Consider the following 15,180-nt stretch of genomic DNA (forward strand, 5'->3'; position numbering starts at 1 on the left):
CGTGAAACGCGGCCTCCCTACCTTGGAGGAACAACATCCCCCAAAAGGAGGTACCCCGTGACTGTTGACCGCAACGCTGATGCCGGCCCCGGCAATTCCCTTGATCTGGACGACGCCGCAAGGCCCGGAAACCCCGACGCATCTGCCAGCGCGCAGCCCGGCCCTACCCGCACCACAGACGCCCCCGCCCTCGAATTCCGCCCCGGCCGCTGGATCGCCAACTGGGATGCCGAGAACAAGGAACAGTGGGAAAGCTCCGGTCGCTCCATTGCCCGCCGGAACCTCAACTGGTCCATTTTTGCCGAGTTCCTCGGTTTTGTCGTGTGGCAGCTCTGGTCCATCGTGGTGGTCCAGCTGCCGGCAGCAGGATTCAACTTCTCCACCTCCGAAATTTTCTGGCTGATCTCCATGCCCAGCCTGGTGGGCGCGACGCTCCGCATCCCGTACACGTTCATGGTTCCCCGCTTCGGCGGCCGCAACTGGACCATCGTGTCCGCCCTGCTGCTGCTGATTCCCGCCGTCGGTCTGGGCATCTGCGTCTCCAACCCGGGCACACCCTTCGGCGTCATGCTGCTGGTGGCAGCCCTGGCCGGCTTCGGCGGCGGCAACTTCGCCAGCTCGATGGCCAACATCACCTTCTTTTACCCGGCCCGCGAAAAGGGCTGGGCGCTGGGCCTGAACGCCGCGGGCGGCAACATGGGTGCCGCCGTCGCACAGCTGGCTGTCCCCATCGCCATCACGCTCCTGGCAGCAGGCACAGTCAACCTGCCGCTGGCCGGCTGGATGTGGGTGCCGTTCATACTGCTCGCAGCCTTCGGCGCTTTCAAGTACATGGACAACCTGACCAGCGCCAGGGGTGACGTCGCCGGTTCAGTCGCAGCCCTGAAGGAACCGCATCTGTGGATCATGGCGCTGCTGTACATTGGCACGTTCGGCTCGTTCATCGGCTTCGCCGGTGTCTTCCCCAAGCTGATCAAGGACTACTTCCCGGCGTTCTCCTCCATCGGGGTGGGTACTGTGGCGCTGTCCCTGGCCTTCCTCGGTCCGCTGGTGGGCTCCCTGGCCCGGCCGTACGGCGGCCGCATGGCGGACCGGATGGGCGGCGCCCGGATGACCGTGGCGGCCTTCGCTTCCATGGCCGTCATCACGCTCACCATGGTCTGGACCCTTCCGCTGAAGAACTTCTGGCTCTTCCTGGTCTTTTTCCTGATGCTCTTCACCGCCAGCGGCTTTGGAAACGGCGCCACCTACCGGATGATCCCGGTCATCTTCGCAACATCAAGCCGTGCCGCGCGCAAGGGCGCCAGTTCCGTGGCCACCCAGCGCCTGGCATCCTCAGCCCTCGGCCTGATCTCGGCCATCGGCGCCTACGGCGGGTTCGTCATCCCACAGGTGCTGAACGCCTCCAACACCGCCAGCGGTTCCTACACACCGGCCTTCTACGGCTTCGTCGGGGCGTATGTCCTGATGCTGGCTGTGTGCTGGTTCTGCTACATCCGCAACGCCAACCGAAACGCGATGGGACACGTCTAACATGGCCACAAGCGCCGACACGCACTGCCCTTACTGCGCCCTGCAGTGCGCCATGACGCTCACGTCTCCAGCGGAACTGGCCCCGGCTTCCCGGCCGGGGCCGGTCCCCTTGCCGGGAACCGTCCCCGGAATCCCCCTGGCGGCACCCCTCGAAGTAAGCGGCCGTGACTTTCCCACGAACCGCGGCGGCCTCTGCCGCAAAGGCTGGACCTCGCCCGCCCTCCTGAACCATCCGGGCCGGATCACCGAGCCGCTCCTGAAAGGCCCCGATGGCGTCCACCGCCCCATCAGCTGGGACCGGGCCCTGGACCTCGCCGTGTCCGCCGTAAAAGATGCACGCGCGCTGTACGGTGCGGACGCCGTCGGCGTTTTCGGCGGCGGCGGCCTCACCAACGAAAAGGCCTACATGCTGGGCAAGTTCGCCCGGCTGGCCCTGGGGACGTCGCGCATCGACTACAACGGCCGCTTTTGCATGTCCTCCGCTGCGGCGGCGGGCATGCGGGCCTTTGGAGTGGACCGCGGCCTGCCGTTCCCACTGGAGGCCCTGAACACCGCAAGCACCATCATGATGCTGGGCTCCAACGTGGCGGAGACCATGCCGCCTTTCGTGCAGCACCTTAAGGGAACGCGCGACGCCGGCGGGCTGATTGTGGTGGATCCGCGCCGTTCCGCCACGGCTGCTTTCACGGCCGACGGCGGCGGCCTGCACCTCCAGCCTCTGCCGGGCACAGACCTCACCCTCCTGCTGGGCATTTCCCACGTGGTCATCCACGAGAAACTGGTGGACACCGCCTTCATCGCGGAACGCACGACCGGCTTTAGTGCCGTGGCCCGCAGCGTTAATTCCTTCTGGCCGGAACGCGTCCAGTCCCTTACCGGCGTCCCGGCCGAACTGATCCGGGATACTGCCCGCCGCCTCGCCGCCGGAGCCCGCGAAGGCGGCAGCTACATCCTCACCGGCCGTGGCGTGGAGCAGCACGTTGACGGCACCGACACCGCCACCGCTGCCATCAACCTCAGCCTCCTGCTGGGCCTGCCCGGCTCGGCCCGCAGCGGCTACGGCACCCTCACCGGCCAGGGAAACGGCCAGGGCGGCAGGGAGCACGGACAGAAAGCCGACCAGCTCCCCGGCTACCGCAAGATCACCGACCCCGCAGCCCGCGCCCACGTTGCCGGCGTCTGGGGCGTCCCGGAGGATCTCATCCCCGGGCCCGGGCTGCCGGCCGTCCAGCTGCTTCAGTCGCTGGGACAGCCCGACGGCGTCCGTTGCCTTTTTGTCCACGCCTCCAACATCGCGGTGGCCTCCCCCGACGCCAACGCCGTGATCGCAGGGCTTCGCAGCCTGGACTTCCTGGTGGTGTGCGACTTCTTTATGTCCGAGACCGCGGCCGAGGCGGACCTCATCCTCCCCGTGCTCCAGTGGGCCGAGGAGGAAGGCACCTTGACCAACCTTGAAGGCCGCGTCCTGCGCCGGCGCCGGGCCCTGGCACCGCCCGCAGGCGCCCGCAGCGAGCTCTGGATCATGGCCCGCCTGGCCGAGGCACTGGACGCCCCGTCCACCTACAGCGAAGACCCGGAAACTGTGTTCGAGGAGCTCCGCCTGGCCTCAGCCGGCGGCCTGGCCGACTACTCCGGCCTCGACTACGCCATGCTGGACCGCGGCGAAGCAGCCTACTGGCCCTACCCCGCGGGCAGCACCGGGACTCCCCGGCTGTTCCTGGACCGCTTCGCCCACCCCGACGGGAAAGCCGTGATGACGGCGGTGGCGCCGCGCCGCCGTCGTACTCCTGCCGTAAACCCTTATCCGGATGCGAAAACCATGACCCTCATCACCGGCCGCCTGCTGGAGCATTACCAGTCCGGCGCGCAGACGCGGCGGGTGTCGGAGCTGCTGGCGGCTCAGCCGGAGGCGAAGGTCCAGCTGCACCCGGCAGCAGCGGCGTCCATGGGCATCACCGATGGCGCGTTGGTCTCGGTAGCCAACGAGCGTGGCGCGGTGGTCTGCCGGGCGGAGTTCAGCACCGCCATCCGACCCGAAACGGTCTTCCTGCCGTTCCATTTCCCGGAGCTGGAAAGTGCCAACCGCCTGACGGAAGCCGCCACGGACCCCATTTCAGGGATGCCCGAATTCAAGTTCAACACGGTGTGGGTCCGGCCTGCGGCCGGCACCCTTTCCAGCAACGTGCTTCAAACGACGGAGGCTTCATGAGCGAGCAGATTGTCATTGTGGGATTCGGCCCGGTGGCGGCCCGGCTTGTTGATGAACTCCTGCCGGCGGTCCGCAGCGGCCTGGTAACCCTGGCAGTGGTGGGAGAGGAAGCCGAAGCCGCCTACAACCGCGTGCTCGTGGCTGATCTTGGCGTGGGCAGGACCACCGCCGAGGCCCTCGCACTTGCCGATGCCGCAACCTTGGCCTGTGAAGGTGTGGACATCCGTCTCGGGGTCCGGGTCCGGCGGGTGGACCGGGCCCGGCAACAGGTCATCCTGTCCGACGGCGGTGCTGTCCGCTACGACCGGCTGGTCTTTGCCACCGGGTCGCGGCCGGTCATTCCCAACCTGACCGGGATCAACCCGGACCCCGTCCACCCGGTCCTCCCGGCGGGCGTCACCGCGCTTCGCGACCTCCGGGACGCGGAGGTGCTGCGCCGGGCGGTGGATGGCGGCAAACGGGTGGTGGTCCTGGGCGGCGGCGTCCTGGGCCTGGAAACGGCCCTCGCCGCCGCCGAGGAAGGTGCCACGGTGACCGTTGTCCACAACGGTCCGCACCCGCTGGGCCGCACCATCGACCGCGGCGGCGGCGCCGTCCTGGCGGCGGGCCTGCGGCGCTGCGGTGTGCGGATGGCGGGCAACGCACGCTCCACGGGAGTGGAGCACAACGCGGCCGACGGCGGCTTCTCGGCTTTGCTGCTCGACGACGGGTCAGCAATTGACGGCGACCTCCTGGTGCTGTCCTGCGGCGTGCGTCCCCGCACGGAGCTTGCCGAGGGCTGTGGCCTGTCCACCTCTGCCGGGATACTGGTGGACCACAAGCTCCGCGCTCATCACGAGCCGCACATCTTCGCCATCGGCGACTGCGCCGAGGTGCGCTGCCCGGATCCGGAATGTGCAGCCTGCCGTAACGCTAGGGGACCTTCAGGGCTGGTGGGACCGGGCTGGCGGCAGGCGGAATGGCTGGCAGAATACCTGGCCCTGCTGGCAGCCGGCGGAGACGCCGCGCTCCTGCCCGCGCTTCCGGCCGAGCAGCCAGGCGTCATCGTCCTGAAGGCCCGGGGCATGAACATGGCGGTGGCTGGCGAGAATTCTGCCGACCCCTGGGACGAGGACGCGCTCGCCGCCGGAGCGGTGAACGAACGCCCGCGCCTTCAGGTTGCCCAGTGGGCGGACCCGGAACATGGCCGCTACGTCAAAATGACCACCCGCGGCGGCGTCCTTGAAGGCCTGGTGGCGGTTGGAATGCCCCGCACGGCGGCCGAACTGGTGGGGCTGTTCGAACGCGGGGCAGAACTCCCCGCGGACCGGTCCCTGCTGCTGCGGCTCGACGGCCCGGACCAGCTTCCGGGCTCCGGGCCTGCCGACCCGCAGGGGACGGTATGCCGGTGTGCCGGTGTCAGCGGGGCTGCTATTGCCGGCGCGGTGGAGGAAGGCTGCTCAACCGTGGCCGAGGTGTCCACGGCAACCCGGGCCGGCACCGGGTGCGGCGGCTGCCACGAGGACATCAAGGGCCTCATCGAAAAACACTTCCAGGCGGTGTCAGCCGCCTGACTGACCGTCGGGTGCCGGTGCGGCGGGAACACCGAGCGGTGTGCCATTGCCCCAGCCTGCTTCCACTGCTGCCTGAGCAAGCGCGCGTGCCATAGCGTTGCCGTCGGGAGCAGGCGCACCGTTCATGGGCGCAGACACTACATAGGGCATTTCGAGCGTCTCCTCGCCCCTGACTGCAGTAAGGACAACGTTCGCGGAAGCGCCCCCTTTCTCACCGCGGAAGTAGCCGGTCCACTGCAGGCAGGCAAAGTCGCCGATACCGGAGACCGGTGAGCAGTTAGACGCCGACTTTGCCCTGGCGATGTCGTCCGAGGACGCCGGTGATGTGAGGGCCACGGACAGGCCAGTGAGGCCTCCTTCCATGGACTTGCTCGAATACGTGCACAGATAGGCCTTGCTTCCGTGCGGCCTGTCTGTGCTGTTCTGGCCTGCGGGCATGATCCCGGGTACGGCCTTCGCTGCGATCTCGGGAGTGATGAGGTCACAGGCTGGGCTGGTCGCGCCAGTGGAGGAGCCGGCTGCCGGTGCCGGTCCGCTTTGGTTTTCGGGCTCCGAACACCCGCTAAGAAAAGCGGACGCAGCAAGGACCAGGACGGGCACGGCTGCAGGGCTTCTCACGGGTTGAAGCCTGGCGACGATCCCGGGACCTCTGTCGACGTTGTCCCGGTACCCTGGCCCTGGCCCGCTGGGGCAGTCACCCGGGCCAGGAACTCTTCCGTGAAGTGCCGAACGCCGTCCCACTCGGTGTAGATGTAGTCGCGGGACGTGTCCAGGTCCTGTGAGCCCTTGTCCTTGACAATCTTTTTCATCAGCTGGCGTTTGAGGAAGTTGTACTGGGTGTACGGCAGCGCGCCGCCGAACAATGCCACGTGGGCGGGATGCCAGCCGGTCTCCTCCTCGAACTTTGCCACGTAGCCCTCCGCGTCCGCCTCATGACCGTGGGCCGCCAGGCTGACCGAGACCAGGGCGGAAGGCAGACGTTCAAGGTCCCCGCGGTTCCTGCGGACAAAGTCGGCCACAAAGCCCTCGTGCTTGCCCACGTGGACGGAAGCCGCCACAATGACGCCGTCCTGTCCGTCCGGAAGGGTGTCCGCGGAATGCTTGAGGTCAGCTGTTTCAGCCTGGTGCCCGTGTGCCCGGATCACATCGGCGATGTACTCAGCGATATGGGCCGTCTGCCCTTCGACGCTGCCGTAAGCAATGTAGATAGTAGCCATGCTCCACTGTTCCTCCCGGATGCGGTGGAGCAGTAGGGCATAACGTCCCCGGCGGCCGCGAGCCGTCCACAGACCTCCTGTGGGTTTCAACAGAACGCGATCTGCCTTCTACTAATGGACCCCGCCGCCCCGTAGCCTTCCCGGCAAGGGCTGACCGAAGCCCTGAAACTTTAACGGATAAGGAACGCTATGCAAGGAAAATCGATACTCGGCGCTGCTGTCTGCACACTGGCGCTGATTGGCCTTAACACGGCACCCGCCGTTGCCGGCGCGAAGCCCGGTGATGTCCCTCGGGGACAGGTGGAACAGGGCGTGGACACGGCACGGTCGATATGCGCCTACTCCGGGCTCAACGACGATCCCGACGAGGCCTTCCCATTCGACGGGCAGGTTCAGTCATACGGCCAACTCGTCAAAAGGGATTTCAAAGCCGTATTCCCAAGCCCGGGTATTGCCTGCAACCCGAACACTCCCCCGATGGAAGAGCCGTAGCGCAGGTCAGAGAGGTTGGCCCCACAGCGTGGGGCCAACCAGCGGGCCGGCGGACATTCGCTCCCTGGTGTCCTAAACCGGCGCCTTGGGAATGATGATCCAAAGCACGATGTAGGCCAGTTCGCCCACCCCTACCAGCCCAAAGATGATGAAGCCCAGCCGGACGAGGAATTTCGGGAGGCCGAAACGTACCGCGAGGGCTGCGCACACGCCGCCCAGGATCTTGCCGCTGCGCGGCCTGACGAGAGCTGTTGTCATTGCTGCTGCCCTAACCTTCCGTACCTGTTGAACCGTTGCTGCTGAAGTCACCGTTTGCTACCGCCTCCGCGTAGCGGGTGAGGTCCGGTCCCGGCTGGAAGTCGACGAACTGGTCCTTCAGCTGCTCAAACAGGAACTTATACACCTCGTCCTTGTCAGCGTCCGCCAAGGACGAGCTTGCCTCGCGGACCGCTTCCTGCAGAGCCCGGTCCGCGTCCAGCAGGATCTTTTCGCGCGCCTGTTCGTTCCACTTGACGTCCTTCAGTTCCACGGGTGGCTCCTTGCGTCGATGGCTTATGCAGGGACGGCCGAAGATTCGCCGAAAGTTCCGGCCGGTCCTTTGAGGAGTCTATGCAGGTGGCGCGTGGCGGGTCCAGACTCGGGGATTCGGCTTCCGGCCTCCCGGCCCTTACAGGTGAACGTGCAGGCGCCGCGCTGCTTCGGAAATGGATCCGCTCAGGGACGGGTAGACGGTGAAGGTGCTGGCGACGTCGTCGACGTGCAGCTTCTGCTTCACGGCGATGGAGATGGGGAAGATCAGCTCCGAGGCGTTCGGGCCAACAACCACCCCGCCAATGACAGTGCCTGACCCCTTGCGGGCGAAGATCTTGACGAAACCGTCCTTGTGGTTCCGCATCTTGGCGCGGGCGTTGCTGCGCAGGGAGAGCTTGATGACGTCGCCCTGGTACTTGCCGGAATCGATCTCAGCTTCGGAAACCCCCACGTTGGCGATTTCCGGCGACGTGAAGATGTTTGAAGCCACCTGGTGCAGCTTCAACGGAGTGACAGTGTCGCCCATGAAGTGCGCCACCGCGATGCGGCCCTGCATGGCGGCCACGGAGGCCAGCGGCAGCACACCGGTGCAGTCTCCCGCCGCGTAAATGTTGGGGGCTGAGGTACGTGATACCCCGTCAACCTTGATGTGGCCGCTTTCGCTGACCGCAACCCCGGCCTCTTCAAGGCCAATTCCGGCGGTGTTGGGAATGGAGCCCAGGCACAGCAGGCAGTGGCTGCCGGTGACCTTTGAACCGTCGCTGAGGGTGACCACCACGCCGTCGTCCGTCCGCTCAACGGTCTCGGCACGGGAACGGGAAAGAACCCGAACGCCCCGGCGTTCGAACACTTCCTCCAGCACCACGGCCGCATCCACGTCGGATCCGGGAAGCACGCGGTCGCGGCTGGAAATCAGCGTCACCTTGGAACCCAGGCCATTGTACGCGGAGGCAAATTCAGCCCCGGTGACACCGGAACCCACCACAATCAGTTCCTCGGGCAGTTCGTCGAGATCGTAGATCTGGGTCCAGTTGAGGATGCGCTCCCCGTCCGGCCGGGCCGTGGGAAGTTCGCGCGGATGGGCGCCCACGGCGAGCAGGATGGTGTCCGCCTCAACGGTTTCGGTGCCATCCGCCGTCAGCACCTCGATGGTTTGGTCATCCAGCAGCCGGCCGGACCCGGCCAGGATCCGCACGCCCTGGTGCTCCAGGCCGTCGTGGATGTCCTTGGACTGGCTGCGGGCAAGGTTCAGCAAACGGTCGTTAATGTGCTTGAGGTCGGCGCGCATCACGGGCACGAAGTCGCCGCCGTCGACGTCGAACTTCACTCCCAGCTCGCCTGCCTCGCCGACGCGCGTCATAAGGTCCGCCGTGGCGATCAGGGTCTTGGAAGGGACAACGTCGGTGAGCACGGCCGATCCACCCAGCCCGGCGCGCTCGATGATGGTGACCTGCGCCCCCAGCGAGGCGGCCACCATGGCGGCTTCGTACCCGCCGGGGCCACCTCCCAGGATTGCGATCCGGGGGGAGCTGAAATCTGGATGCGTAGTCACAAACATTCATTCTCCTGCAACTCCCCCGCACCACCAAAGAAAACGTTCTCTCAGCAACGGGCGGGGATGACGGTCGGCAGGGGTGGGCGCCACCACGGGCAGCAGGATAGCTTGTACCAGTGAGTACAACTGACTTCCTGAACACCGATCCCTTCGTCGCGGCCCGTGCCGCCGCCGACTACATCGCCGAGGAAACCGGCGTGGACAGCCACGACGTCGCCCTGGTGCTCGGCTCAGGCTGGGCCGAAGCAGCCGACCTGATCGGCGAGACCACCGCCACCCTGTCCGCCGAAGAGGTCCCCGGTTTCCATGCCCCGGCGGTGGAAGGCCATGTGGGCACCATCCGGTCTGTGCTGACCAAGGATGGCAAGCGGGCCCTCGTCCTGGGAGCGCGGACGCACTACTACGAGGGCAAGGGCGTCCGCGCGGTAGTGCACGGGATCCGCGCAGCGGCCGCCGCGGGCTGCAAGACCCTGGTGCTGACCAACGGCTGCGGGGGGCTGCAGGAAAACTGGAGCCCGGGCACCCCGGTGCTGATCAGCGACCACATCAACCTCACTGCGGCCTCGCCGCTCGAGGGCGCTACCTTTGTGGACCTGACGGACCTCTACTCGTCCCGGATCCGCGGCCTGGCACGTGAAGTCGATGCCACGCTTGGGGAAGGCGTCTACGCCCAGTTCCCCGGCCCGCACTATGAGACGCCGGCCGAGGTGCAGTACGCCAAGCGCATCGGCGCCGACCTGGTGGGGATGTCGACGGCGCTGGAGGCCATCGCCGGACGCCACGCCGGAATGGAAGTGTTCGGCATCTCGCTCGTCACTAACCTTGCCGCCGGCATCAGCCCCGAGCCCTTGAGCCACCAGGAGGTCATCGAGTCCGGGCAGGCCGCGGGTCCGCGGATCTCAAAGCTGCTCGCCGAAATCATCGGCAGGCTCTAAACAAAAGCGGGGTCAGTTCCGGCCCATCGCGAAGGCCGGAAGGGACCCCCAGCGACCCCGGTTTGCAGGAACTCGACGGCCAACAACGATAGGTTTATGCCCATGACGTCTTCCGATGCCGATCTCCGCCTGCTCAACGACGCCCGCGAGTGGGCTGCCCAAGACCCCGATCCGGTGACGTCGGCTTCGCTCCTTGAACTGGTCCGGCGGGTGGAGGACGGGGTTCCGGCAGCGCGCCAGGAACTCGAGGACAGCTTCCGCGGCACCCTGCAGTTCGGCACCGCAGGGCTGCGCGCCGCCCTGGGTCCGGGCCCGAACCGGATGAACCGGGTGGTGGTGCGCCGGGCCGCGGCCGGTCTGGCGGACTTCCTGGTTTCGGCGGTAGGCGAGGCGTCGCCGGGAACCCCGCCGCGCGCCGTCGTCGGCTACGACGCCCGGCACAACTCGGACATCTTCGCGGAGGAAACCGCGGCCATTTTCACTGCCGCGGGAATAGAGACGTTCCTGATGCCGGCTGCGCTGCCCACTCCCCTGCTGGCCTACGCGGTCAGGGCGCTGGAGTGCGATGGCGGAGTCATGGTGACCGCCAGCCACAACCCGCCGCAGGACAACGGCTACAAGGTGTACCTGGGCCGCCATGCCGTGCCGGAGAGTGGCAATGGCGCCCAGATCGTCACCCCTTACGACGCCGGCATCGCAGCCCGGATCAACGCCGTGGGGCCGCTGGACGCGATTGCCCTCGCACCCTCCGGCTGGACTGTCCTGGACGAATCCCTTGCAGCCGACTACGAGCGGGCGACGGCCGCGCTTGCCCTGCCGGAGGAGTTCCCGGCCCGCGACCTGCGCATTGTCCTGACGCCCCTGCATGGCGTGGGGGGCGGGACTGCACTGGCAGTGTTGAACGCTGCAGGTTTCAAGGACATCACATTGGTGGCTGAGCAGGCTGAACCGGACCCTGACTTCCCTACCGTCAGCTTTCCTAACCCGGAAGAACCCGGCGCCCTGGACCTGGCCCTGGAGGCCGCGGAACGCCTTGACGCTGACCTCGTGATTGCCAACGATCCCGACGCCGACCGGGCAGCCGTTGCAGCAAAGGACCCGGACACCGGTGCCTGGCGCATGCTCCGCGGTGATGAAGTAGGGGCGCTGCTGGGAGCCCATGTTGCGGCCCGGCTGGCTGCGGACAGGATGAAGGACGACGGCGGCACGGAAGAAGGCGCGCGGGGAGTGTTCGCGAATTCCATTGTGTCGTCCCGGCTGCTGGCCCGCATTGCTGCTGCGGCCGGTTATGACCACCAGGAAACACTGACCGGGTTCAAGTGGATTTCCCGGGTTCCCGGGCTGGTATACGGCTACGAGGAAGCGCTTGGATACTGCGTGGCGCCGGACCTGGTCAGGGATAAGGACGGCATTTCGGCTGCCCTGCTGATCGCCGAACTCGCCGCAGCCGCTAAGGCTGACGGCAAGACCATCTTTGACACGCTGGACGAGCTGTACCTGCAGCACGGCCTGCACGCCAGTGACCAGCTCAGCATCCGGGTTGCGGACCTGGGGCTCCTGGACGCCATGATGAACAGGCTGAGGGTCTCCCCGCCGGAAACGTTCGGGTCTTCCGCTGTTGAGGTTTATACCGACCTGGCCGAGGGCAGTGAGCAGCTTCCGCCCACGGACGGGCTGCTGTATGTCACCCGGGACCTGACCCGGGTGATCATCCGCCCCAGCGGCACCGAACCTAAGCTCAAGTGCTACCTCGAGGTGATCCACCACGTGGGCACCGCCGCGGAGCTGCCGGAGGCCCGGCAGGCGGTCCGGACAGCGCTGGACGACGTACTCCGCGACGTCAGCGAGGCGTTGGGACTGTAGCGGCCGCTAGAGCTCAACCTCGATGACGCCGCCGGCAACGCGGGTGCGGAAGGTGGCAAGGCCCGGTCCCGGGCTGCTGAGGCATTCGCCGGTGTGAAGATCGTAAACCTCTTTGTGCAGCGGTGAAGCAATGGTGGGACGGTCGCCGCGCGAACCCACGATTCCGCGTGCCATGACGTGTGCTCCCGTGGCCGGGTCCTCGTGGGCTACCGCAAATACTTCCTGGGCGCCGGTGCGGAACAGGGCGATCTGGCGTCCGGCAATAAGCGCCGCCTCGCCCCAGGCGGGTTCCAGATCCTCCACCCGGCAGACGCTGTGCCAGCCGCCGGTTCCGGCTGCGGTCTCGTCAAAGCCGGCCTCGAGTGCCCCAAGTTCCAGTGTTGCCGTCATGTCCGGCCCCTCTCCCTGTGCGTTGCATCGTTCGCAATGGCCGCGTTCTGCAGCCGTGAACCACGCTAGGTCCCGGGTGTTTCAAAGGCATGCAATGAATGTGTCGGGCGCGTAAAAGACACCTCACCCGCCCGGAAACGCGTTTGTGATGCAGAAGTTAAGTTGGCGAAACAATTGGGAAACTGAAGCGAAACTGCGTCTCCCTAGTCTGGATGGACAGCTCGACAGAGAAGGCTGCAGTCCCACTGCGGCCCATGCGAAAGGCCCATCAGTGACCGAACAGACTTCAAGCACAGAGACTCCGCGCCGCATCGTCGTCGCCGGCGGCGGCCCCGCGGCCCACCGTTTTGCGGACGCCATGCATGCACGTGGCCTCGATGGCTGGCAGGTCACGGTCCTCACCGAGGAAGCCCACCTGCCGTATGACCGCGTGGCACTGTCCAAGGCACTTACCCGGAAGGACGTGGACCTGACCCTGGGGACGGCGTCCATGTGGGACCACCCTTCCCTCGAGCTGAAAACCGGCGAGCGCGTGGTCAGGATCAACACCGGCTCCAAGACAGTGGAAACTGCCGCCGGCAATACCTTCGACTACGACGAACTGGTGGTCGCCACCGGCTCCAACGCCGCCCGGCTGCCCATCCCGGGTGCCGAGCACACGCATGTTTACCGCACGCTCGAAGACGTCTGGGCCATCAACGAGGCCATGACCGGACTCACGAAGAAACTGGGCCGCAAGGTCAACGCAGTCACCATCGGTGGCGGCCTTCTCGGACTCGAGTCCGCGGCCGGCACCGAGCAGCTGGGCGCCAACCCCATCGTCATCGACGGCTCGCAGTGGCTCATGGCCACCCAGCTCGACGAAGGCGCCGGCCAGGCAATGGGCCGGCTGATCAAGGCCAAAGGCTTCGAAGTCCACGGCGGCGTCTTCCCGTCCGAAGTGTTGTCTGACGACGACGGCCAGGTCACCGGCGTGCTGATGGCAGACGGCCGCGTTATCGACGCCGATCTGGTCATCGTGGCCATCGGTGTCCGTCCCCGCGATGAACTGTTCCGGGCTCCCGAAGGCGAAGAGCAGGTCTTCAGCCTCGGCCAGCGCGGCGGCGTGGTCATCAATGACTACTGTGCCACGGAGGTACCCGGCATCTGGGCCATCGGTGAAGTAGCCAACTTTGGCGGCATGTGCCTGGGCCTGGTGGCCCCCGCCAACACCATGGCTGAAATCGTCGCCGACCGCCTCCACGGGGGTGAGGCTACGTTCCCCGGCTTTGACACCGCCACCAAGCTGAAGCTTTCCGGCGTGGACGTGGCCAGCTTCGGTGACGCCTTCGCCAAAACCGAGCACGCCCTCGAAATCGTCTATGCCGATCCCGCCCGCGGTATCTACCAAAAGATCGTCACCACCGATGACGCCAAGACGCTCCTGGGCGGCATCTTTGTAGGCGACGCCACCCCGTACACCAGCCTGCGTCCCCTCCTTGGCCGTGAACTCCCGGCCGAGCCCGGCGCCTACCTCACCGCCGCCGGCGGCGGCGATGCCCCCGAAACCGAACTCCCGGACGACGCCACCCTCTGCTCCTGCAACAACGTCACCGCCGGCAGCATCCGCGATGCCATCAACGGCTGTGGAGCCTGCGAGGGCAACGCGCCCGTCCAGGAACTCGGTGAGCTGAAGGGCTGCACCCGCGCCGGCACCCAGTGCGGCTCCTGTGTCCCCATGCTGAAGAAGCTGCTGGAAACCGAACTGACCAAGTCCGGCGTCGAGGTTTCCAAGGCCCTCTGCGAGCACATTGCCCTGTCCCGCCAGGAACTCTTCGACGCCATCCGGGTCCTGGAGCTCACCTCGTTCGAAGAGATCATGGCCAAGTACGGCACCGGCGCCGGCTGCGACATCTGCAAGCCGACGGTCGCCAACATCCTGGCCAGCCAGAACAGCGCCTACGTCCTCGATGCCGGCCGCGGCACCCTGCAGGACACCAATGACCGCGCCCTGGCCAACATGCAAAAGGACGGCACCTACTCGGTGGTCCCCCGGATCGCCGGCGGCGAGATCACCCCCAAGAAGCTGGGCGTCATCGCAGCCGTGGCCGAAAAATACAACCTGTACACCAAGATCACCGGCGGCCAGCGGATCGACATGTTCGGTGCCCGCCTGGAACAGCTGCCGGAAATCTGGAAGGAACTGGTGGACGCCGGCTTCGAATCCGGCCAGGCCTACGGCAAGAGCCTGCGTACGGTGAAGTCCTGCGTCGGTTCCACCTGGTGCCGCTTCGGCGTCCAGGACTCGGTGGCCATGGCCATCCAGCTCGAGCTGCGCTACCGCGGACTGCGCAGCCCGCACAAGCTGAAGATGGGCGTCTCCGGCTGCGCCCGCGAATGCGCCGAGGCCCGCGGCAAGGACGTGGGCGTCATTGCCACCGCGGACGGCTGGAACCTCTATGTCGGCGGCAACGGCGGTGCCACCCCGGCCCACGCCCAGCTGCTGGCCAAGGACCTGGACGACGAAACGCTGATCAAGTACATCGACCGCTACTTCATGTACTACATCCGCACGGCGGACCGCCTGCAGCGAACAGCCCGCTGGCAGGAAGAGCTCGACGGCGGCATCAAGCATGTTGAGGACGTCGTGGTCAAGGACACCCTGGGCATCGCGGCGGACCTCGAGGCGGCCATGGCCAAGCACGTGGACACGTACATTGACGAGTGGGCCGACACCCTCAAGGACCCCGAGCGCCTGCGCCGGTTCCGCTCCTTCGTCAACGCCCCCGACCAGAAGGACGACTCCATCACCTTCGTCCCCGATGAACGCGGCCAGATGCGCCCGGCTACACCCGAGGAGAAGGGCAAGGTCCTCATCGGCGCCTCCATCCCCGTCCGGCCCGGCAACGAGAACGAGGTATAG

General features: G+C 66.5%; 13 protein-coding genes. 7 read left to right on the plus strand and 6 right to left on the minus strand.

Annotation, left to right across the window (positions count from 1 at the left end; all coding sequences use genetic code 11):
• The first annotated feature begins 57 nt into the window (after positions 1 to 57).
• The 3 genes from CXX84_RS14085 to CXX84_RS14095 are packed head-to-tail and all read left to right on the plus strand — an operon-like array spanning position 58 to position 5,295.
• Entirely contained in the window at positions 58 to 1,533 is a 1,476-nt protein-coding gene (locus CXX84_RS14085; RefSeq protein WP_102977350.1) for an MFS transporter, read from the plus strand.
• A gap of 1 nt (position 1,534) precedes the next feature.
• On the plus strand, positions 1,535 to 3,742 hold the full coding sequence (locus tag CXX84_RS14090) for a molybdopterin oxidoreductase family protein (RefSeq protein ID WP_102977351.1): 2,208 nt from the start codon (positions 1,535 to 1,537) through the stop codon (positions 3,740 to 3,742).
• Positions 3,739 to 5,295, plus strand: a complete 1,557-nt coding sequence (locus tag CXX84_RS14095; protein ID WP_102977352.1) for an FAD-dependent oxidoreductase — start codon at positions 3,739 to 3,741, stop codon at positions 5,293 to 5,295. The genes CXX84_RS14090 and CXX84_RS14095 overlap by 4 nt, the downstream gene beginning before the upstream one ends.
• Here the strand turns inward: CXX84_RS14095 and CXX84_RS14100 are convergent.
• Both CXX84_RS14100 and CXX84_RS14105 read right to left on the minus strand, forming a co-directional pair.
• The gene (locus CXX84_RS14100) at positions 5,284 to 5,913 is read right to left on the minus strand and encodes a hypothetical protein (RefSeq protein ID WP_189337601.1); all 630 of its coding nucleotides are present in this window, start codon (positions 5,911 to 5,913) and stop codon (positions 5,284 to 5,286) included. The genes CXX84_RS14095 and CXX84_RS14100 overlap by 12 nt on opposite strands.
• The gene (locus tag CXX84_RS14105; RefSeq protein ID WP_102977353.1) at positions 5,910 to 6,512 is read right to left on the minus strand and encodes a flavodoxin domain-containing protein; all 603 of its coding nucleotides are present in this window, start codon (positions 6,510 to 6,512) and stop codon (positions 5,910 to 5,912) included. The genes CXX84_RS14100 and CXX84_RS14105 overlap by 4 nt, the downstream gene beginning before the upstream one ends.
• A gap of 189 nt (positions 6,513 to 6,701) precedes the next feature.
• Here CXX84_RS14105 and CXX84_RS14110 point away from each other — a divergent pair, with 189 nt between their 5' ends.
• Positions 6,702 to 7,004 carry a hypothetical protein gene (locus tag CXX84_RS14110; protein ID WP_102977354.1) on the plus strand — a complete coding sequence of 101 codons (303 nt, stop codon included), beginning with the start codon at positions 6,702 to 6,704 and terminating at the stop codon, positions 7,002 to 7,004.
• Between the two features lie 72 nt (positions 7,005 to 7,076).
• Here CXX84_RS14110 and CXX84_RS14115 read toward each other — a convergent pair whose 3' ends face one another.
• The 3 genes from CXX84_RS14115 to CXX84_RS14125 form a co-directional block, all read right to left on the minus strand.
• The gene (locus CXX84_RS14115; RefSeq protein ID WP_102977355.1) at positions 7,077 to 7,262 is read right to left on the minus strand and encodes a PspC domain-containing protein; all 186 of its coding nucleotides are present in this window, start codon (positions 7,260 to 7,262) and stop codon (positions 7,077 to 7,079) included.
• 10 nt (positions 7,263 to 7,272) lie between these two features.
• Entirely contained in the window at positions 7,273 to 7,533 is a 261-nt protein-coding gene (locus tag CXX84_RS14120; RefSeq protein ID WP_102977356.1) for a hypothetical protein, read from the minus strand.
• A gap of 138 nt (positions 7,534 to 7,671) precedes the next feature.
• Positions 7,672 to 9,087: an NAD(P)H-quinone dehydrogenase gene (locus CXX84_RS14125; protein WP_102977481.1), complete on the minus strand. Its 1,416-nt coding sequence runs from the start codon at positions 9,085 to 9,087 to the stop codon at positions 7,672 to 7,674.
• Positions 9,088 to 9,206: 119 nt separating this feature from the next.
• Between CXX84_RS14125 and CXX84_RS14130 the strand changes: the two genes are divergently transcribed.
• Both CXX84_RS14130 and CXX84_RS14135 read left to right on the plus strand, forming a co-directional pair.
• Complete coding sequence (locus tag CXX84_RS14130; RefSeq protein ID WP_102977357.1) at positions 9,207 to 10,025, plus strand: purine-nucleoside phosphorylase; 819 nt, start codon at positions 9,207 to 9,209, stop codon at positions 10,023 to 10,025.
• 102 nt (positions 10,026 to 10,127) lie between these two features.
• On the plus strand, positions 10,128 to 11,888 hold the full coding sequence (locus CXX84_RS14135; RefSeq protein ID WP_189337602.1) for a phospho-sugar mutase: 1,761 nt from the start codon (positions 10,128 to 10,130) through the stop codon (positions 11,886 to 11,888).
• Positions 11,889 to 11,894: 6 nt separating this feature from the next.
• On the opposite strand, the gene nirD is transcribed toward CXX84_RS14135, so the two are convergent.
• Positions 11,895 to 12,278: a nitrite reductase small subunit NirD gene (gene nirD, locus CXX84_RS14140; protein WP_102977359.1), complete on the minus strand. Its 384-nt coding sequence runs from the start codon at positions 12,276 to 12,278 to the stop codon at positions 11,895 to 11,897.
• Positions 12,279 to 12,549: 271 nt separating this feature from the next.
• Between nirD and nirB the strand changes: the two genes are divergently transcribed.
• Positions 12,550 to 15,180, plus strand: coding sequence for a nitrite reductase large subunit NirB (gene nirB, locus CXX84_RS14145; protein WP_102977360.1), 2,631 nt, complete (start codon positions 12,550 to 12,552; stop codon positions 15,178 to 15,180).

It is taken from the genome of Arthrobacter sp. AFG7.2 (genome assembly GCF_002892835.1).
In the GTDB taxonomy this organism is placed as follows: domain Bacteria; phylum Actinomycetota; class Actinomycetes; order Actinomycetales; family Micrococcaceae; genus Arthrobacter.

Bases quoted from the DNA above. Each gene is read 5' to 3' on its own strand.
- CXX84_RS14090 (WP_102977351.1), top strand. From the start codon at position 1,535: ATGGCCACAAGCGCCGACACGCACTGCCCTTACTGCGCCCTGCAGTGC.
- CXX84_RS14095 (WP_102977352.1), top strand. From the start codon at position 3,739: ATGAGCGAGCAGATTGTCATTGTGGGATTCGGCCCGGTGGCGGCCCGG.
- CXX84_RS14105 (WP_102977353.1), bottom strand. From the start codon at position 6,512: ATGGCTACTATCTACATTGCTTACGGCAGCGTCGAAGGGCAGACGGCC.
- CXX84_RS14110 (WP_102977354.1), top strand. From the start codon at position 6,702: ATGCAAGGAAAATCGATACTCGGCGCTGCTGTCTGCACACTGGCGCTG.
- CXX84_RS14115 (WP_102977355.1), bottom strand. From the start codon at position 7,262: ATGACAACAGCTCTCGTCAGGCCGCGCAGCGGCAAGATCCTGGGCGGC.
- CXX84_RS14135 (WP_189337602.1), top strand. From the start codon at position 10,128: ATGACGTCTTCCGATGCCGATCTCCGCCTGCTCAACGACGCCCGCGAG.
- nirD (WP_102977359.1), bottom strand. From the start codon at position 12,278: ATGACGGCAACACTGGAACTTGGGGCACTCGAGGCCGGCTTTGACGAG.